Annotated in this window: 17 protein-coding genes and 1 tRNA gene; 11 read left to right on the forward strand and 7 right to left on the reverse strand. The window is 65.4% G+C overall.

The features are described from left to right. Positions 1 to 55: 55 nt before the first annotated feature. Both ACLH0K_RS14825 and aroQ read left to right on the forward strand, forming a co-directional pair. Positions 56 to 856: a DeoR/GlpR family DNA-binding transcription regulator gene (locus ACLH0K_RS14825; RefSeq protein WP_411374311.1), complete on the forward strand. Its 801-nt coding sequence runs from the start codon at positions 56 to 58 to the stop codon at positions 854 to 856. 100 nt (positions 857 to 956) lie between these two features. Next, complete coding sequence (aroQ, locus tag ACLH0K_RS14830; RefSeq protein WP_411374312.1) at positions 957 to 1,421, forward strand: type II 3-dehydroquinate dehydratase; 465 nt, start codon at positions 957 to 959, stop codon at positions 1,419 to 1,421. A gap of 13 nt (positions 1,422 to 1,434) precedes the next feature. Here aroQ and ACLH0K_RS14835 read toward each other — a convergent pair whose 3' ends face one another. After that, positions 1,435 to 2,619 carry a MarP family serine protease gene (locus tag ACLH0K_RS14835; protein ID WP_411374313.1) on the reverse strand — a complete coding sequence of 395 codons (1,185 nt, stop codon included), beginning with the start codon at positions 2,617 to 2,619 and terminating at the stop codon, positions 1,435 to 1,437. A gap of 186 nt (positions 2,620 to 2,805) precedes the next feature. Between ACLH0K_RS14835 and ACLH0K_RS14840 the strand changes: the two genes are divergently transcribed. Continuing rightward, positions 2,806 to 3,483 (forward strand): Crp/Fnr family transcriptional regulator, encoded by a 678-nt coding sequence (locus tag ACLH0K_RS14840; protein WP_138134702.1) that lies wholly within the window; start codon positions 2,806 to 2,808, stop codon positions 3,481 to 3,483. Between the two features lie 137 nt (positions 3,484 to 3,620). On the opposite strand, the gene ACLH0K_RS14845 is transcribed toward ACLH0K_RS14840, so the two are convergent. From ACLH0K_RS14845 to ACLH0K_RS14855, 3 genes are read right to left on the reverse strand one after another with little or no spacing between them, the layout of a single operon-like run. Next, on the reverse strand, positions 3,621 to 4,532 hold the full coding sequence (locus ACLH0K_RS14845; protein WP_411374314.1) for an NUDIX hydrolase: 912 nt from the start codon (positions 4,530 to 4,532) through the stop codon (positions 3,621 to 3,623). A gap of 10 nt (positions 4,533 to 4,542) precedes the next feature. After that, on the reverse strand, positions 4,543 to 5,076 hold the full coding sequence (locus ACLH0K_RS14850; protein WP_411374315.1) for a RidA family protein: 534 nt from the start codon (positions 5,074 to 5,076) through the stop codon (positions 4,543 to 4,545). A gap of 1 nt (position 5,077) precedes the next feature. After that, a complete protein-coding gene (locus ACLH0K_RS14855) occupies positions 5,078 to 5,233 on the reverse strand; it encodes a DUF4177 domain-containing protein (protein ID WP_003797879.1) in 156 nt (51 codons plus the stop codon). A gap of 37 nt (positions 5,234 to 5,270) precedes the next feature. Between ACLH0K_RS14855 and ACLH0K_RS14860 the strand changes: the two genes are divergently transcribed. The 5 genes from ACLH0K_RS14860 to ACLH0K_RS14880 all read left to right on the forward strand — a co-directional run bounded on the left by ACLH0K_RS14860 (position 5,271) and on the right by ACLH0K_RS14880 (position 12,463). Continuing rightward, complete coding sequence (locus ACLH0K_RS14860) at positions 5,271 to 7,610, forward strand: transglycosylase domain-containing protein (protein ID WP_411374316.1); 2,340 nt, start codon at positions 5,271 to 5,273, stop codon at positions 7,608 to 7,610. Between the two features lie 6 nt (positions 7,611 to 7,616). Continuing rightward, the gene (locus tag ACLH0K_RS14865; protein ID WP_411374317.1) at positions 7,617 to 8,561 is read left to right on the forward strand and encodes a metallophosphoesterase; all 945 of its coding nucleotides are present in this window, start codon (positions 7,617 to 7,619) and stop codon (positions 8,559 to 8,561) included. Positions 8,562 to 8,690: 129 nt separating this feature from the next. Continuing rightward, complete coding sequence (locus tag ACLH0K_RS14870) at positions 8,691 to 10,499, forward strand: ABC transporter ATP-binding protein (RefSeq protein WP_411374318.1); 1,809 nt, start codon at positions 8,691 to 8,693, stop codon at positions 10,497 to 10,499. Beyond that, complete coding sequence (locus ACLH0K_RS14875) at positions 10,496 to 12,322, forward strand: ABC transporter ATP-binding protein (RefSeq protein WP_411374319.1); 1,827 nt, start codon at positions 10,496 to 10,498, stop codon at positions 12,320 to 12,322. The genes ACLH0K_RS14870 and ACLH0K_RS14875 overlap by 4 nt, the downstream gene beginning before the upstream one ends. 64 nt (positions 12,323 to 12,386) lie before the next feature. After that, positions 12,387 to 12,463 (forward strand) — tRNA-Pro (locus tag ACLH0K_RS14880). Between the two features lie 191 nt (positions 12,464 to 12,654). Here the strand turns inward: ACLH0K_RS14880 and ACLH0K_RS14885 are convergent. Next, a complete protein-coding gene (locus ACLH0K_RS14885; protein ID WP_411374320.1) occupies positions 12,655 to 12,876 on the reverse strand; it encodes a hypothetical protein in 222 nt (73 codons plus the stop codon). 129 nt (positions 12,877 to 13,005) lie between these two features. Here ACLH0K_RS14885 and ACLH0K_RS14890 point away from each other — a divergent pair, with 129 nt between their 5' ends. Beyond that, a complete protein-coding gene (locus ACLH0K_RS14890; protein WP_411374321.1) occupies positions 13,006 to 14,280 on the forward strand; it encodes a helix-turn-helix domain-containing protein in 1,275 nt (424 codons plus the stop codon). Between the two features lie 40 nt (positions 14,281 to 14,320). Here ACLH0K_RS14890 and ACLH0K_RS14895 read toward each other — a convergent pair whose 3' ends face one another. Both ACLH0K_RS14895 and purD read right to left on the reverse strand, forming a co-directional pair. Further along, entirely contained in the window at positions 14,321 to 15,253 is a 933-nt protein-coding gene (locus ACLH0K_RS14895) for a phosphoribosylaminoimidazolesuccinocarboxamide synthase (protein WP_411374322.1), read from the reverse strand. 2 nt (positions 15,254 to 15,255) lie between these two features. Then, on the reverse strand, positions 15,256 to 16,572 hold the full coding sequence (gene purD / locus ACLH0K_RS14900; protein WP_411376490.1) for a phosphoribosylamine--glycine ligase: 1,317 nt from the start codon (positions 16,570 to 16,572) through the stop codon (positions 15,256 to 15,258). Between the two features lie 98 nt (positions 16,573 to 16,670). Between purD and ACLH0K_RS14905 the strand changes: the two genes are divergently transcribed. Then, a complete protein-coding gene (locus ACLH0K_RS14905; protein WP_411374323.1) occupies positions 16,671 to 18,236 on the forward strand; it encodes a molybdopterin-dependent oxidoreductase in 1,566 nt (521 codons plus the stop codon). 37 nt (positions 18,237 to 18,273) lie between these two features. Continuing rightward, complete coding sequence (locus tag ACLH0K_RS14910; RefSeq protein WP_411374324.1) at positions 18,274 to 19,290, forward strand: asparaginase; 1,017 nt, start codon at positions 18,274 to 18,276, stop codon at positions 19,288 to 19,290. The last annotated feature ends 16 nt before the right edge of the window (positions 19,291 to 19,306 follow it).

The raw sequence follows: 19,306 nt of genomic DNA on the forward strand, positions 1-19,306 counted from the left end.
GCACCTCGCCGTATGCTGGGAGCAGACCTGTCCCCTGCCCTAAGGACCCGCCCGGATGCTCGCCGTCGCCCGCCATGAGGCCATCTTGGACGCACTCCAGCGCGAGCGGGTTGTGCGCGTCTCGGATCTTGCGCAGCAGCTCGGCGTTTCGCTGATGACTGTCCGCCGTGACATCGAGGTGCTGGAGGAGGGCGGCCGGCTGGAGCGGATCCACGGCGGCGCGAAGCTGCCCGGTGATGCCAGCGCCCATGAGCCCGGCTTCGAGCTGAAGTCCACCCAGCTGACCGCAGAGAAGCGGGCCATTGCGGTGGAGGCGGCCGGGCTGGTGACCGAGGGCATGGCTGTCGGCCTGAGTGCCGGAACCACTACGTGGGCCCTGGCGAAGGAGCTGGCCGGCGGGCCGCGGATCACGGTGGTGACCAACTCGGTGCGGATCGCGGACCTGTTCCATCATGTGGCGTCGTCCGGTTCGGCCCGCTACGCGTCCACCGTGATCCTGATCGGCGGTGAGCGTACGCCGTCGGACGCCCTGGTGGGACCCATCGCCACCGGCGCCCTGAAGCAGCTGCACCTGGACATCCTCTTCCTGGGTGTCCACGGTATGGATGCCGAGGCGGGTTTCACAACGCCCAACCTCCTCGAGGCGGAGACGGACCGCGCCTTCGTGGCGGCAGCCCGGAAGACAGTGGTCCTGGCCGACCACACCAAATGGGGGATGCTCGGCATCAGTTCCATCGCGTCGCTTGATGATGTGGACGAGGTAATCAGCGATCCCGGCTTGGGCACGGAGGCACAGCGCGTCCTGCAGGAACGGGTGGGCCGGCTGCGGCTGGCGGCCGTCCGCGAAGCCTCCTGAGGAGTGGTTGCCCTGTCCCTCTGTTGCAGGGGTACCGGCCCCGCGCATTCACCGAGGTAAGAATGCGCGGCCTCTGGCGTCAGCCGATAGGTTTGACACCATGACTGAAGCTTCCTCCGCCGCCGCGACTGGCCGCGGCACTATCCTGGTAATCAACGGGCCCAACCTTAACCTCCTGGGAACCAGGGAGCCGGAGAAGTACGGCACCTCAACCCTCGCCGATGTTGAAGAGCTGGCGGCGTCGGCCGCCAAGGCGCACGGCTTTGAGGTGGAATGCGTCCAGTCCAACCACGAGGGCGTCCTGCTGGACGTCATCCACGCCGCACGTGGCAACGCGGCAGGCATCGTCATCAACGCCGGAGCGTTCACCCACACGTCCGTGGCGCTGCGTGACGCCCTCGCCGCGGTGCAGCTTCCCGCCGTCGAAGTACACATCACCAATGTGCACCAGCGCGAGGAATTCCGGCACCACTCCTTCCTGTCCCCTGTGTGTTCCGCCGTGATTGTCGGGGCCGGGGTCACCGGCTACCGGCTGGCCATCGACTACCTGGCCGACGTCCTTTAGTCGGGGCCGGCAGCTACTTCTGGATGCATTGGCCGGACGAAACAGGCGCGCTCAGGGACCCGGCCTGGGCAGCCACCGGGTTCAGGTCGTCCATGGTGATGGCAAAACCCATGTCGGTGTCCGAGGTGGCCTTGGCGAAGATGACGCCGGCCACCTGGCCCTCGGTGGTTAGGAGCGGACCTCCGGAGTTGCCGGGCTGCACGTCGCCCGCCAGCCGGTAAATCTCTTCGGGTGCAGGGTTGCTGCCGTAGATGTCCGGGACCAGCACCGTGGTGATGTCCTGAATGGTGGCGGGCTTGGACTGGAAGGGACCGCCGTGCGGGTAACCGGCAAAGGCGGCCGGGCTGCCGCCGGGAAGGTCTCCGGTAAGGGGCAGCGGCTGCAACGGCAGGTCCTCCACGGCCAGCACGGCGAGATCGTGCTTGGTGTCGAAGTAGACCACCCGCCCGGGCATCGCGCCGCCGTCGAGCATTTCCACCACTGGCTGTGAGACACCTGCCACGACGTGCGCGTTGGTGACCACCCTGTCCGGGGAGACCACAAAGCCGGTCCCGGTCTGGTTCTGGCCGCATTCGTACGCGGTGCCGGCGATCCTCAGGACGGACTGGGCAGCCCGGTTGAGGGCGGGGGTATCGGTGCTGGCGTTGGGCACAGGTACGGCCGGACCCTGTTCCAGGCCCTCAATGAGGGTGGGGATGCCGTTGCCGATCACCGCCGAGCGGAGCTGTGCCATGGTGGCTTTTACGGGGTTGGGCGTCAGCCCGTCGATGAAGCGGATGACCTTGGATTCGGCAAGCTGCTGGGACACGATCGGCACACCCAGCGAACTGATGCTGAATGCCAGCATGGACATCACCAGCGCCGAGACCACCACGTTGACGGCACCGCCCACCACCCGGTCCACGGCCCGCAGCGGCCGGATGCGCATGGCACCGCGGACCTGCCGCCCCACCATGGTGCCCAGGCCGTGGCCCAGGACCACAAGGACGACGGCGGCGGCCACGATGGCGGTGAGCCGCCATCCGGAGTCCTCCACGAAGCCGCTGACCAGGGGAACGGCGAAAAAGGCAGCCACGGCGCCGGCGGCGAAACCGGCGATGCCGCCTGCCGTGACCAGGAAGCCGTTCCGCAGGCCGTAGACCAGGTAGGACAGCAGCGCCAGGATCAGGATCAGGTCCAGGACAGTCAAGCCGACCACGAAGGGCTCCTTATAAACAGTTGAAACCTCATTCTAAGGGTGGACCCTGACAATCTTCTGTGGCCCCAGGGCTGCCGTTTGCGCCCGTCATACGGGTGTTTCCGCTGCCAACTTCGTCACAGAACCTTGAAAATTCTGAAACAATGGCACAAGCGCCACAGCCGATACTTTTACTCAGGAGATTTCATGGACATCGAGGTACTGCGCCGAGCACCCCTTTTCGCAACGCTGGACGACGACGCTTTCCGCCTGCTGACGGATGAGCTCACCGAGGTTGACCTCTCCCGCGGCGCATCGGTGTTCCGCGAGGGCGACCAGGGTGACCAGCTCTACTTCATCGTGTCCGGCAAAGTGAAGCTCGGCCGCACCTCCCCCGACGGCCGCGAATCGCTGCTGGCCATCCTTGGCCCGGGCGAACTGTTCGGCGAGATGGCCCTGTTCGATCCCAGCCCCCGCACTGCCACCGCAACCGCCGTGTCCGAAACCCGGCTGGCCGGCCTCAAAAACGAGAGCCTGAACAACCTGTTGCGCAGCCGCCCCGAGGTTTCCGCCCAGCTGCTGCAGGCCCTTGCCCGCCGCCTGCGCCGCACCAACGATTCGCTGTCTGACCTCGTCTTCTCCGATGTCCCCGGCCGCGTTGCCAAGGCCCTGCTGGACCTGGCCGACCGCTTCGGCCGCCCGGCAACGGACGGCGTGCTGGTGGCCCACGAGCTCACCCAGGAAGAGCTCGCCCAACTTGTCGGTGCTTCCCGTGAAACCGTCAACAAGGCCCTGGCCGAGTTCGTCCAGCGCGGCTGGCTCCGCCTGGAAGCCCGCGCCGTCGTCATCCTGGATATGCAGCGCCTCCGCCAGCGCTCCCGCTAAGCAACAAGAAAAGGCCGCCCCAAGGGCGGCCTTTTCATTTCCCGGTAGAATTTAAGCCGCGAGGTGCATGGCGATGTCCGTGGCTATGGCTGTGTTTCTGGTGCTGCTGGGCATGGCGGTTTTGGGCTCCGCAGGATCTAGCGTTCCCGCTGGGGATCGCCGGGCGTCGTCTTGGCGGCTTCCACTTCGAGCAGCATCCGGCCGTCCTCCACCACGAGGCTGGGCTGGTACACGTGGGCTTTGCGCTTGTAGCTCAGGTACGCGATGCAGCCGTTGGCGGTGGCCATCTTTTCCAGCATGATCTCGGAGCCGGGGACCAGGAGCTCGCCGAGCATGCGGCCCTTGGTGTTTTCCTGGCCCACTTCATCCCCGAGGATGGTGGTGTTCCGCTCCTCTATCACCTTGCCGGCATTCACCCACCTGCCCCAGATGCCCTTGCCTTCCAGGAGCGTGGGCTCCTGGCCCAGAGGCACGGTGGCAGCGAAGTAGCGGGTGTCGAACCTGCGGTGGGAGAAGTCGGGGCTTCGCCAGTTCACCAGGGACTTCAGCAGGTCGGTCCGGAGCGAAAGGCCCCGCTTGTCGAGCACCTGGGCGAAGGTCTTTTCCTGGTCGGCCACCGCCACCCGGGCACGCATCCATTCCGTGGTGGAGGTTGCTTCCACGGTGCTGGTCATATCCGGCCCCGCCAGCAGCACCCCTGTTTCCTCGAACAGTTCCCGGATGGCGCCCACTACGTGCCGCCGGGCCAGCCCGACGTCGTCCGTACCCATCTGCTCAGCCCAGTACTGCGGCGAGGGGCCCAACCAGCTGATGGGCTCGTCGTCGGCAGCGTCCAGGGAACCACCGGGGAACGCGAGGACCCCCAGCGGCGAGGTGCCCGGCCGGTAGGCCAGCCAGGTCTCCAAGCCGGTGGGGGAATCGCGCAGCAGGACCACCGAGGACGCAAACCGGGCAGCCCGCGGGGTCCGCTCGCCGTGTTCGAGCCAGCTTTGCGCTGCCCCCTCCAAATCCTGGGGCAGTGCAAAAAGGCGTCGGGCGAGCTGAGGCAAGGGAAGCGACCTAGTTGAATTCGGCGATCAGTTCGACTTCCACCGGCGCGTCGAGCGGGAGGACGGCAACGCCGACGGCGGAACGGGCGTGCTGCCCGGCGTCACCAAGGACGCGGCCCAACAGTTCCGAGGCACCGTTGATGACCGCGGGCTGCCCGGTGAAGGACGGGTCGGAGGAGACGAAGCCCACAACCTTGACGATACGCGTAATCCGGTCCAGGTCGCCGATCACGCTCTTGACGGCGGCCAGCGCGTTCACTGCACAGACGGCGGCGTAGCGCTGCGCGTCCTCGGGCGAGACGGTGGGCTCATCCGCGGCACCCTCGGTGCCGGCTGAAACCTTCCCCGTTGCTTCAAGTTTGCCGTTAATAAATGGAAGCTGGCCTGAGGTGTACACGTGGCTGCCGGAAACGACGGCGGGCACGTACGCGGCCACTGGCGCAGCCACTTCCGGAAGGGTCAAGCCGAGTTCGGCGAGGCGCTGTTCGACGGCTGAAACAGGGGCCGCTGCCGCGCCGGTGCGGGCTTCTGCGGGGGTGCTCATGCTACTGCTTCTCCCTCTTGAGGTAGGCAACGAGGCCGTTTCCGTCGGGTCCCGGGACAACCTGGACGAGCTCCCACCCGTCGTCTCCCCACTGGTCCAGGATCTGCTTTGTGGCGTGAATAATGAGCGGAATCGTCGCGTACTCCCATTTGGTCATGAGAGAAAGACTAGTCCTTGCCGGTAAAGTGGAAAACATGGCATCTCGTAAGAACCCCTTATTCGATACTGCCACCACCCTCGGAAAGATCCTAGTTTTCCTTGGCGTGAGTGCGATCTGCGGTGTCCTGGTAGCTGGCCTGCTGGTCCCGGCGGCCGCCGTTTCGGGCAGCGCCGCAAGCGGTTCCATCGAGTTCTTCGACACACTTCCGGCGGAACTGAAGGTGGATCCGCCGAACCAGACCACCAGGATCCTGGCGGCGGACGGCAGTGAGATCGCAAGCGTCTACACGGAGAACCGCACCAAGGTCTCCCTGGACCAGATTTCACCGTTCGTGAAAGAGGCTGTCATCGCCGTCGAGGACAGCCGTTTTTATGACCACGGCGGTGTGGACACCACGGGCATCCTCCGCGCCCTCGTCAGCACGGCCCGCGGCAACCGCCAGGGTGCCTCAACGATCACGCAGCAGTACGTCAACAACGTCCTCAACGCCAACCTCGCCGCAGAGGGCAACGAGGACCAGATCAAGCTCAACGGCGTGAACAAGGGCGTGGGCGACAAGCTCCGTGAGATGAAACTGGCGATTGCCCTGGAAAAGGAATTCAGCAAGGAGCAGATCCTTGAGGGCTACCTGAACATCGTCTTCTTCAACCGTGACGCCTACGGCATCGAAGCTGCGTCCAGGTTCTTCTTCAGCACTTCCGCCAAGGACCTGACCCTGCCCCAGGCGGCGCTGCTCGCCGGCCTGGTGAACAGCCCGTCCGCCTTCGACCCCATCAACAACCCGGAGGCCTCCAAGCAGCGCCGGGACCTGGTGCTCAGGCTCATGCTGGACCAGGGCAAGATCACCCAGCCCGACTACGACGCCGCGGTAGCCACCCCCGTGGAAACCAAGGTGACCCGGCCCAAGCAGGGCTGCGCTTACGCTGCCACCGCACCGTACTTCTGTGACTACGTGCTGCACCTGCTGGAAAACAACCCGGCTTACGGGGCAGAGCGCGAAGAACGTCAACGCCTTATCTACGGCGGAGGCCTGACCATCACCACCACCCTGGACCCGGCCGCCCAGGCTGCAGCGCAGGAACAGGTGAACGCTTCCGCCGGGGCCAACCCGGACAAGTGGGGCGCCGCCCTGGTGTCCGTGCAGCCCAACAGCGGCAAGATCGTCGCCATGGCCCAGAACACCACGTTCCTGCCTGCCGAAGGGTCCTTTGACTCGCAGGTGAACTTCAACGTGGACAAGCTGGACAAGGACGGCAACGACCTCAACGGCCTGGGCGGTGCCCAGCCCGGCTCCACCATGAAGCCCTTCACCTTTGCCCAATGGCTGAATGAGGGCAAGTCCATGAACACCGTGGTTAACAGCGCCCAGCGCCGCTACCCGCTGAACTTCCCGTGGCGCAACTCCTGCGGCCAGGTCACCGGCGCCTACAACACAGCCCAGAAGGCACTCGGTGCCGCAGACGACCTGCAGAACGCCGAACCCCAGTGGTACCGGCCGCTGTCCGTTCTGGAGGGCCTCTACAACTCCATCAACACCGTGACGTTCGCGTCCGCGGCACAGCTGGACTTCTGCGGCATCCAGAAAATCGTGGATGCCACCGGACTCCACGGCGGGCTGCCGGCAGACGGGGATCCGAACCCGAAGATCGACATGTCCACCCTGGCTAACCTGCTAGGGTCCACCCAGACCTCCCCGCTGACCATGGCCAGCGCGTTCGCCACCTTCGCGAACGACGGCAAGTTCTGTGAGGCCATCGCCATCACCAACGTGACGGACCAGACCGGAAAGCAGCTCCCCGCCCAGTCCACCAACTGCCGGGACGCCGTGAAGCCGGAGGTGGCCCGTGGCGTCAACTACGCGCTGCAGGAAGTGCTCAACCGTGGCTCCGGCTCGTTGATCCAGCCCCGAATTTCCACCCGGACCAACTTCCCCATCGGCGCCAAGACCGGTACGTCCAACAACAACGGCTCCACCTGGGTTGTCGGGCACACCACCGGCCTGGCCACGGCCGCCTGGTTCGGTGACGCCCTCGGTGCGCAGCAGCGCCCCGGCCAGAACATCACCGTGAACGGCAAGTTCTACCAGGGCATCGACGGCTACATGATCGCCGGCCCCATGTTCTCCAGGTTCATGGCGCAGATCGCACCGTCGTACGGCACCGATCCGTTCCCTGCACCGCCGAGCAACCTGCTGAACGGCGGCGGCGGGTCCACCACCCGGACTCCCGCCACCTCCGCTCCGCAGGCAACCAGGGCCCCGGCGCCGGCGCCCGCCGCTACCCAGCCCGCACCTGCTCCCGCTCCGAACGGCGGCAGCGGCGGGGACAGCGGCAACGGCAACGGCAACGATGACAACGGCCGCGGAAACGACTAGCCGCCGATGACCATGAACGAACTGGCCAGCCGCGTCCGCACTATAGGGCGCGGCTTTGCCGTCACCGCAGGAGCCGGAGCAGCCGCCGGAATAGCCGCGTTCGGCTACGGGCTGTGGGAGAAGAACCAGTTCGTGCTCCGCGAGGAAACACTGGAAATCCTGCCTCCGGGCCGGGCACCGTTCCGCATCCTCCACCTCAGCGACATCCACTTTGTCCCGGGCCAGAAGAAGAAGGCCGCCTGGCTCGAATCCCTGGCGGACCTGGAACCGGACCTGGTGGTTAACACCGGGGACAACCTCAGCCACGCACAGGCGGTGGATCCGCTCCTGGCGGCCCTGCGCCCCCTGCTGCGGTTTCCGGGCGTTTTCGTTCCCGGCTCCAACGACTACTTCGCGCCCAGCCTGCGCAACCCCGCTTCCTACCTGCTGGGCCCCTCCAAAGTGCGGCCCAAGACTGTCCCGCTGGATTGGCCGAGGCTGCGCTCCGGGTTTGGGATGGGCGGCTGGATCGACCTGACCAACAGGCACCAGTCCCTGGTCCTCAACGGCATGCGCTTTGACTTTTCCGGCGTCGACGATCCGCACTTGAACCGTGAACGCTATGCCGGCTGGCCCCGCGGAACGGTCAACCAGGACTCCAACGACCACCTCAAGGTGGCGGTGATCCATGCGCCCTACCAGCGCGTCCTGGACCACTTCACGGAGAACGGCGCGGACCTCCTGCTGGCGGGCCATACCCATGGCGGGCAGCTGTGCATCCCGGGCTACGGAGCGCTTGTCTCCAACTGCGACCTCCCCACGTGGCGGGCAAAGGGCCTGAACGACTGGTCCAGCAATGGAAGCACGACGCCGGTCAATGTCTCGGGGGGCATCGGGACCTCCCGCTTCTCACCGGTAAGGATCGCCTGCAAGCCCGAGGCAGTTCTGCTGACGCTCACCCCGCCCGGGTAAAGGCGCCATTACCGAACGCGATACTCAGCAAGGTGACGGGTAGGCCGCCTCCCTGTGAATCGTCTCACCCCATGGCATAGGGTAGTTGCTACGGGAAACTACATTCGATTTAGAGCTTGAGAAGCGGGCATGGCCAGGCAAACTCCATTTTTTCGATCCATCAGCCGTCTCTATCCCCATGTCCGTCCCATCATCCCCCGGCTCGTGCTCGGGCTGCTGTGCGCGCTCATGGCCAGCGTGGTTGCCCTGGCTATCCCCCAGGTGCTGCGGGTACTCATCAACGAGTCACTGAAGCCCGGCGGCGCCGCCGAAGCTGTGTGGATTTCCGCCGCGGTAATCCTTGTCCTGGGAGTGGCAGAGGCCGGCCTCGTTGCTCTCCGCCGGCAGTTCGTCATCAACCCCGCCACTTCCGTAGAGACGCAGATGCGGGTGTCGCTCTACGGGCACCTGCAGGACCTGACGGTTTCCTTCCACGACCGCTGGGGCTCGGGCCAGCTGCTTTCCCGCGCCATGACGGACCTCAACTTCCTGCGCCGCTGGATGGCCTTCGGCGCCATCATGCTGGTGGTCACCACGCTTACCGTCATAATCGGCATCAGTGTCATGTTTGCCATGAGCTGGCAGCTGGCCCTGATCTTCCTGGCGGCTGCGGTGCCCATCATGGCGTACAGCTTCCGCTTCCGCACCCGTTTCAGCAAGGTGGCCCGTCGCAGCCAGGACCAGGCCGGCGACCTTGCCACCACCGTGGAGGAATCCGTCCACGGGATCCGCGTCCTCAAGGCCTTCGGCCGCAGCCGTGAAGCCCTGGAGAACTTCAACGAACAGGCGGAGGAACTCCGCCAGACGGAGATCGAGAAGGCCCGCCACCAGGCGATGTTCACCATGGTGGTCACCCTCCTGCCCGAACTCGCGCTCGGCACCGGCCTGGTGGTCGGCGTGATGCTGTGCGCCAGCGGGCAGCTGGACATCGGGGCCCTGGTTGCCTTCTTCGCCACCGCAGCCGTCATCGCCTCTCCCGTGGAGTTCTCTGGCATGCTGCTGGCCATGGCACTGACCGCCAAGACCGCCGTCGACCGCCATTACGAAGTGATGGACACGCAAAACGCCATCACCAGTCCCCCTCAGCCGCGGCGCCCCCCGCAGGTAACGGGCGCGCTGGTGTTCAACAACGCCTCCTTCGCGTTCGATGACGCACCTGACAAGCCGATCCTCCAGGGCATCAACCTGGAGGTCCTTCCGGGCGAGACCATGGCGCTGGTGGGCATTACGGGGAGCGGCAAAAGCGCCCTGATCCAGCTGGTTCCGCGGCTGTTTGACGTCACTGGCGGTTCCATCACCATCGACGGCGTGGACCTGCGGGACTTCGACGTGGAAGAACTGCGGCGCATCGTCGCGGTGGCGTTCGAGGACACCACCCTCTTCTCCAGCTCGGTCCGTGACAACGTCCTGCTCGGCGCCCCGGAACGCACGGACGACGTCCTGAATGAGGCGCTGGACGTGGCGCAGGCCCACTTCGCCTTCTCGCTCCCGGAAGGCGTGGACACCCTGATAGGCGAGGAAGGGCTCAGCTTGTCCGGCGGGCAGCGGCAGCGGATCGCCCTGGCCCGCGCCATCGCGGCCCGCCCGCGCGTCCTGGTCCTCGATGACCCGCTGTCAGCCCTCGACGTCCACACAGAGGAACTGGTGGAGAACAGGCTCCGCCAGGTCCTCCAGGACACCACTACCCTCATCGTGGCGCACCGGCCCTCCACCGTGGCCCTGGCCGACCGTGTGGCCCTGCTGGAGGACGGCCGCATCACCGCCGTAGGAACCCACACCGAACTGCTGGCCTCCAACGACCACTACCGCTATGTCATTGCCAGTCTGGACCGGGAACCCAAGGACCTGGACTCGGAGCTTTCAGCGCTCGAGGACCATGCAGAGGAGGTCACCCGATGAGCACTGCCACGTTCGGCACGGCCAATGAAGACAACGCCCACCTCAGCAAGAGTGACAGCAGGGCCGTACGACGGCGGTCGCTCGCCTTGCTGGGGTCCCTCATCCGGCCCGTGCGGATACGGTTCTGGCTGACCATTGCCACGGTGGTCCTCTCCCAGGCCGCGCGCGTGGCCGGCCCGGCGCTCATCGCCTTCGGCATCGACCACGCTCTGCCGGCCCTGCGTGCAGGGGACAACCTTCCCCTCGTGCTGACCGGTGTCGCATACCTGCTCGCCGCCATGGCGACGGCGGGACTCACCGCCCTCTACGTCACCTCCACTGCGAAACTCAGCCAGGCCATGCTGCTGGACCTGCGGCTGCGGGTCTTCCGGCACACCCAGCGGCTCAGCCTTGAGTTCCATGAAAAGTACACCTCCGGCCGGATCATTGCCCGGCAGACTTCGGATCTCGAGGCCCTCCGCGAACTCCTGGACTCGGGTGTGAGCTCTTTGGCCTCGGGCCTGCTGTTCATGGTCTTCACCGCGGTCACGGTCTTCGCCCTGGACTGGCGCAGCGGCCTGCTGGTACTGGCCGCCGGCGTTCCCATGTTCTTCCTGGCACGCTGGTACCAGAAGCACTCCCAGATAGTTTTCCGCGAATCCCGGGTGGTGTCCGCCCGGCTGATCGTGCATTTCGTGGAAACCATGACCGGCATCCGCGCCGTCAAGGTTTTCCGCAAGGAACGCGAGAATGCCGAACAGTACGGGCAACTCGCCGAGGAGTACCGCAGGGTGACTGTCCGCTCCATTAACCTCAACGGCATCTTCCAGCCCGGACTGGTGCTGATCGGCAACGTCTGCGTTGCTGTGGTCCTGCTGTCCGGCGGCTTCCGGGTGCTGACCGGAGACCTTGCCGTGGGCGTGCTGCTGGCCCTGATGCTTTCCACCAAACGGTTTTTCCAGCCCGTGGACCAGATGGCCATGTTCTACAACTCCTTCCAGAGCGCCCAGGCGGCCCTGGAAAAAGTCTCCGGGCTGCTCGAGGAGGTACCCACCGTACGGCCGCCGAAGAACCCCGTGGCGCTGAAAAATGCCAAGGGCGGCATCGACTTCAAGGACGTGGAGCTCCGCTACGGCGACGGCCCCGTGATCGTTCCCCGGCTGAACCTGCACATTCCCGCCGGGCAAACTGTGGCCCTGGTGGGGCAGACAGGCGCCGGAAAGTCCACCCTGGCCAAGCTGATTGCCCGCTTCTACGATGTCACCTCCGGTTCGCTGACCCTGGACGGGGTGGACCTGCGGAACCTGAGCACCACTGACCTGCGGCGGAACATCGTTATGGTCACCCAGGAGGCCTTCCTTTTCAGCGGGACAGTGGCGGACAATATCGCGCTGGGCCGGCCCGAGGCGTCCCGGGCCGAAATTGAAGAAGCCGCAAAAGCGGTGGGCGCCCACGACTTCATCGAGGAGCTGCCCGAAGGCTACGACACCGACGTGAACAAGCGCGGCGGCCGCGTCTCCTCCGGCCAGCGCCAGCTCATCAGCTTTGCACGCGCTTTCCTGGCACGGCCGGCCGTGCTGATCCTGGACGAGGCCACGTCCGCACTGGACATCCCCTCGGAGCGGCTGGTCCAGAACGGGCTGGCGCGCCTGCTGGCCGGGACGGAATCGGCGGGCAGGACTGCGCTGATCATCGCCCACCGCCTCTCCACGGTTGAGACCGCAGACCGCGTGCTGGTGGTCCATGACGGCCGGATTGTCGAGGACGGCAGCCCGGCGGACCTGATCGGCAGTGGCGGACGCTTTGCGGAGCTCCACGGGGCCTGGAAGGACTCGCTGGTCTGACTCGGCGGATTTCACATCCGCACCAGGGATCGGCTATCCTTGTAAAGTTGCTTTTGCAGCGGATCGGGATGTAGCGCAGCTTGGTAGCGCGCTTCGTTCGGGACGAAGAGGTCGCAGGTTCAAATCCTGTCATCCCGACCATAACGAAAGAGGGTCTCCTACCGGAGGCCCTCTTTTTCGTTTCGCTACATCCAGCCAGCCCCTGAATGCAAGTGAAGCCGTCCGCGTTAAGGCCGGCCTTTTGCACTTAGGCAGCCACGTTTCGGGGGTTAAATGGAACAGCCCCGGAGCTGGCTCCGGGGCTGTTCCTCGCCTCCTATAGTCGAGGAAGGCTAGGCCGGGTATGGCCAGTCGCCACTGTAGGGGGTCACTGAGTCGTCGGCGGACTTATCCTTCTTGTCCTTTGCTGACGCGGGATACGGCCAGTTACCGCTCTTGGCAACTACCTTGCCGGCATGATCCTCAGGAGAACCCGCGGCAAGGACGGCCGGAGCCCCGGCAGAGAAAGCTAGGGCCGCCGCCAGGACGGCCGCGGTTGCGATCTTCTTAAACATGTTGGTTCCTCAATACGAGTCGGATTCGTTACAAAGCCAGCACAGCCCTTGTTGACACACATTGTAAAATATTTTCCACAGGAGCTGTCAAGCGTCAGTTCCATATGTCCCAAGTAAGGAGGAAGTCCTGTGGGCAACGGATTCGGGGAGAAGCTCCGGGCGGAGCGCTTGGGGCGCGGCCTCACGCAAGCAGAACTTGGGAAGGACTTGTACTCTCCTAGTTACATCTCGCTGCTCGAGACCGGGCGCAGAGAGCCGACAGCCGAGGTGATCGAGGAATTGGCACGCCGTCTCGAGCTTGCCCCCAAAGCATTGGAAGCCTGGAGCCAACCAATTTCCGCCAGTGACGCTGAATACGTCCTGGCCGGCCTTTATGCGAGGCAGGCCTGGGACTTGAGGGATTATCCGCTGGCGGCAACCCACGCTGCGAATGCTGCTCAACTGGCGCTGGAAAGCAGAAACACCAGCGCGTGGTGGAACATGACCTACTTGCAGGCTGAATGCCTTATGAGGAACGATCAGCTCGCGGACTGCCAGCGGATTGTCGAACGCCTTATTGAGCATCCCATGGCAAGGGAGTCTCTGGGACTGGGAGTGCGGGCCCGGCAGATGCTTGCCGCAGTCCTGCAGCAGCAGGGGCAATTGCCTGCCGCTGTTGGACAGGCAGTGGATGCTGTGAACATGGCTGAGCAGTTACCGAAGCACTCGTCAATCGTCACCTCCGCCCTGCGGGTACTCATCGGAATTCTGGCGGATAGCGGCCGCCTCGACGAGGCTTGGAAATACTGCAAACAGCTCCTTACCCAGGTGGATGATTCGATGACGCAACTTGCGGGTGAAGTGGCGTGGGTGGTGGGTAATGTCGCTTTCATGCGGCATGACTACGTCGAAGGAGTGAAGCATCACGAGCGGGCGGCCCGACTGCTCTCTCCCGCCAACGACATCGAAATGTGGGCGCGGTTCAACAAGGCATCCGCCTCCGTGCGGCTGCAAGCAGGCATTGTGGAGCCTGAAACGCTGACAGCGATCGAACGGGCGGAGCTCGCCATGTCGATCGTGGGCGGAGCGAAGAGTGACGAGTTGGAGGTCAGCTTCATCCGCGCCCGCTGGATGTACCTCACGGGTGACATCGTTGCCGCAATCCAAAAGTTGCGGGACATTAATAGTGAACGCGATGCACTCGCGAAGCACATCGCAGGGGAAGTTCTACTCCTGTTAGGCAAATCTCTCAAGGCTGCGGGCGAATCCGACGAGGCCCTGGTGCACCTTGAGGAAGCGCACAAGGCCTTCAGCGCGGCTGGCACGGGGGATCGCGTCCAGCAGGTGCTGGACGCGATTTTGGAAATCAAGCTGGCCCAGCAGAGGGCTTCCTCTACCGGCAAGCCGGCCAAGAAAGCCGGCTAGATCAGCAACGCCCCGTTCGCCCGGAGCAGCTGGGGCTCCGTCAGGCGAACGTCTTCCCCGTGATTTTCTCGTAGGCCTCGATGTAGCGGCTGCGGGTCCGCTCCACCACCTCAGCGGGAAGCGCCGGTGGCGGCGCGTCCGAGGACTTGTCCCATCCCGATTCGGCTGATGTCAGCCAGTCACGTACGTACTGCTTGTCGAAGGACGGCTGCGCCTGGCCGGGCTTGTAGGTTGCGGCGTCCCAGAAGCGGGAGGAATCGGGCGTGAGCACCTCATCGCCCAGGGCGATCGACCCGGACACGGCGTCATACCCGAACTCCACCTTCGTGTCCGCGAGGATGATGCCCCGTTCGCGGGTGATGCGCTCCGCCGTCGTGTAGATCTTCAGGGTGAGCTCGCTCAGGCGGGCGGCAATATCGTCGCCCACGATTGCCGCCACGGCGTCATAGGTGATGTTCTCGTCGTGCTCCCCCACCTCGGCCTTGGCCGACGGCGTGAAAATGGCGCGCTCCAGCCGGGAGCCGTCCACCAGGCCCTCAGGCAGCGGGATGCTGCACACCGTGCCGGAGGCACGGTACTCCTGCAGGCCCGAGCCGGTGAGGTAACCGCGGGCGATGCACTCCACCGGGAACATGTCCAGCTTCTTGCAGATCATTGCCCGGCCTTCGACCTCCGGTGGCACACCGCCCTCAACTGTGGAGGACAGCACGTGGTGTTCCACGTCCAGCTGGTCGAACCACCACAGGCTAAGCTGCGTGAGGATGCGGCCCTTGTCCGGAATTTCGCTGGACAGCACATGGTCATAGGCGCTGATGCGGTCGCTGGCCACCACCAGCACGCAGTCCTGCCCAACGCGCTGCAGGATGGACTCGTCAGCGGGCTCGTACAGGTCCCTGACCTTGCCCGAGTAGACGTGTTTCCAGCCCGGCAGGTCGGGTGCCGTGGTATTGAATCCGCGGGGCGTCTCCGTCATGCTTAGGCCTTTCCCTTGACTACCGGCAGTGAACCGGTGGCGCCGTACGGTACCTTGATCTCGCCGCGCGCCGCTTTGCCTGCAATATCGCTGCGGTACTGCGAGCCTTCCAGCTGCACCAGCTCCACGCCGTCGTATGCCCTTTCCCGGGCCTCCACAAGGTCGCTGCCGAGCGCCACAACGGCGAGAACGCGGCCGCCTGCGGAGATTACCTTGCCTTCCTCATCCAGGGCAGTGCCCGCGTGGATGACATGGACGCCCTCCAGGGCTTCAACCTTCTTAAGGCCGCGGATCCGGTCGCCGGTCCGCGGAGTGTCCGGGTAGTTTTCCGAGGCGACGACGACGGCGACAGCGGTCTCCTTCGCCCAGCGCAGCTCTTCTGCCTTGTCCAGTTCGCCCTTGGCGGCTGCCAGGAGCAGGGCACCGAGCGGCGTCTTGAGGCGGGCGAGGACCGCCTGGGTCTCAGGATCTCCGAAGCGGACGTTGAATTCGATCACGCGGGTGCCGCGCGAGGTCAGGGCAAGTCCGATGAACAGGACACCCACGAACGGGGTGCCGCGGCGGGCCATCTCGTTGATGGTGGGCTGGGCCACCCTGTCGATGACTTCCTGGACCAGGCCCTCGGGTGCCCACTCCAGCGGGGTGTAGGCGCCCATTCCGCCGGTGTTGGGACCCTCGTCATTGTCGAAGATGCGCTTGAAGTCCTGGGCCGGGGAGAGGGCAACGGTGTTGTGCCCGTCGCAGAGTACAAAGAGCGAGACCTCGGGCCCGTCCAGGTATTCCTCGATGACCACGGAGCCGCCGGCGTCGAAGCAGGACTGGGCGTGGGCGAGCGCTTCGTCGCGGTTCCGGGTCACCACAACCCCCTTGCCCGCTGCGAGCCCGTCGTCCTTCACCACATACGGGGCACCGAAGGTATCGAGTGCCGAGGCCGCCTCTTCGGCGTTGGAGGCCACCATGGCCATCGCCGTGGGCACGCCGGCTTCGGCCATGATCTCCTTGGCGAACGCCTTGGAGGCTTCCAGCTGCGCAGCGGCCTTGCTCGGGCCGAACACGGGGATCCCGGCGTCGCGGACAGCATCGGAGACGCCGGCAGCGAGCGGAGCCTCCGGACCCACCACCACCAGGTCAACGGCAAGCTTGGTGGCGAGCGCGGCAACAGCTTCCGGATCGTTGCCGTTGATGTTGTACGTGGGAACCAGCTTGCTGATGCCCGCGTTGCCGGGAGCCGCGTGGACCTCGGACACGTTGGGGTCTGCGAGCAGGGAGCGGACAATGGCGTGTTCGCGGCCTCCGGGGCCAATGACGAGTACCTTCACAGTCTCCAAGGGTACTTTGTGGACCCTGCCCGGTCCTAAGCTGTGTCATGGCCGGGACTTCGGACAATCCGCGCCGGAAGCCGCTCCGAACAACTACCATGGCAAAGCTTCGGAACCGGATGGAAAGCACCACTGCACTGGCGGCGTTGGCAGGTGTGGTGGCGGCCGCCGTCGTACTGGCCGTTGCCGAACTGGCCGGTGCGTTCGGCACCGCGCGGGCCACCCCGCTCAACGCGCTGGGCTCGACCTTCATCGACTTCACGCCGCCGTGGCTGAAGGATTTCGCGATTGCCACCTTTGGCACGAACGACAAGGCCGCGCTGTTCGCCGGCATGGGCCTCACCATTGCCGTTCTCGGCTGCATCCTGGGCGTGCTGGCGTACCGGCGGTGGGTGCTGGGCGTCCTGGGCGTTGTGTTCATGGGCAGCGTGATTGTTGCGAGCGTGGTGACCCGGGCAGGCGTTGGCCTTGCGGATGCTGTGCCCAGCGTCCTCGGAACGATCGCCGGCCTGCTGGTTCTGCGGCTGCTGCTGGCACTGCTGCGTCCACTGCCGGGCTCGGATTCCGCAGCCGGACAGGCCGGTGACGCCCGGACAGCCAGCCGGCGCCGGTTTTTCGCTGCCGCCGGAATCACTGCTGCCGCCGCCGGGATCGCTGCCACAGGAGGCCGGTTGCTTGGCACCGCCCGGCGCAACCTCCTCGAAGTTCGGGCGGCCCTGCAGTTGCCGTCCCCGGCTAAGGCCGCCCCGGCCGTTCCCGCGGGAGTGCAGTCACCCGTGCCGGGAATGACGCCCTGGCTTACCCCCAACAGCGATTTCTACCGCATCGACACCGCACTGAGCGTGCCGGAAGTCAGCTCGGACGAGTGGGAACTCCGCGTCCACGGCCTGGTGGAGGAGGAAATTCGGCTCAGCTTCCAGGATCTGCTCGACGCCGGCCTGACCGAAGCGCACGTGACCCTCACCTGCGTCTCGAATCCGGTAGGCGGAAACCTGGCCGGCAATGCCAAATGGCTGGGCCTGCCCATCCGTGACGTGCTTGCCAGGGCGAGGCCCAAGGACGGGGCCGACATGGTTCTGTCCACCTCGGTTGACGGTTTCAGCGCCTCCACTCCGCTGGAAGTGCTGCAGGACGACCGGGACGCCCTGCTGGCTATCGGCATGAACGGTGAGCCCCTTCCGCTGGAGCACGGTTATCCAGTGCGGATGGTGGTTCCGGGCCTGTACGGTTTCGTCTCGGCCACCAAGTGGGTGGTGGACCTGGAGGTGACCCGCTTCGCGGACCGGAAGGCGTACTGGACGGAACGGGGCTGGTCCGAGCGTGGCCCCATCAAAACCATGGCCCGCGTGGACGTACCCAAGTCCTTTGCAAAGGTGCCCGCGGGGAAGGTGGCGGTGGGCGGCACCGCCTGGGCCCAGACGCGCGGGATCACCCGGGTGGAAATCCAGATCGACGACGGCGATTGGGTTGCCGCCGAGCTGTCCGCCGAGGCGTCGCGGAGCACCTGGCGCCAGTGGTCCTACGAATGGGACGCCAAACCCGGCGCCCACTACATCAAAGTCAGGGCCACGGACGGCACCGGCGAGGTGCAGACGGACCGGCGCGCGGACCCGGTCCCGGACGGCGCCTCCGGCTGGCAGTCCGTGATGGTCACGGTGGAATAGCCCTGATCCGGCTGTGAAGGCCCCTAGACTGGGCAGCATGCCGCACAATCCGCACGCCACCTTCACCGTGGACTCCGCCGTCGAACTGGCTGTCATCGAGCGCAGCGGCTTTGTGGAGTCGCGGCACATCGGTTCGGCCGTCCTGCTGTCCGCAGACGGAACCGTGGTGACCGAACTCGGCGATATCCGCACCCCCGTCTATGCGAGGTCAGCCCTCAAGCCGTTCCAGGCGTTGGCGGCAATGCAATCCGGTGTTCCGCTGCGGGGAGCCCAGGTTGCCGTTGCCTGCGGCAGCCACACCGGCTCGCTGGACCACATGGACGTGGTGTCCGGGATGCTCAAGGCAGCGGGTGTCCGCGAGGACCAGCTCCAGTGCCCGGAGGCATGGCCGCAGGACGAGACGGCCCGGAACTGGCTGGTGCGGTCAGAAAAAGGCCCGTCCAGACTGGCGTTTAACTGTTCCGGAAAACACGCCGCGTTCCTCTGGGCCTGCACGGAAAGTGGCTGGGACACGCACAGCTACCTGGAGCCAAACCATCCGCTGCAGCAGCGGGTCCGCACTGTGATCGAAGAGTACACAGGCGAAAAAATCGCCCATTTGGGCATCGACGGCTGCGGGGCGCCGGTGGCAGCAATCTCACTGCTGGGCCTGGCCAGGGCGTACTCGCAGCTTGGGAAAGCCCCGGGGGACCAGGCATCCAGTGCCCGGGTAGCCACCATCGCAACGTCCATGCTGGATTATCCGTGGGCTGTGCAGGGCATCGGCGAGGCCAACACCACGGTGATGGACGAACTGGGAATTATCGCCAAGATCGGGGCGGAAGGCGTCCTGGCCATGGCCACCGCACAGGGAGTTTCCGTGGCCATCAAGATCCTGGACGGAAACGTCAGGGCCACCTCGCTGGTGGCCCTGACGCTTCTTGCCGCCGCCGGTGCCGTTGATATCCCCGCCGTCGCCAACGTCCTGGAACGCGTGGTGGACCCGGTGATGGGCGGCGGCCGCCCTGTGGGCCAGATCAGGCTCGGCCCCGCCGTCTCCGCGCTCCTCGACTGAACCGGGTTGAGGACCG

Source organism: Arthrobacter sp. MPF02 (genome assembly GCF_046605375.1).
Lineage (GTDB): Bacteria > Actinomycetota > Actinomycetes > Actinomycetales > Micrococcaceae > Arthrobacter.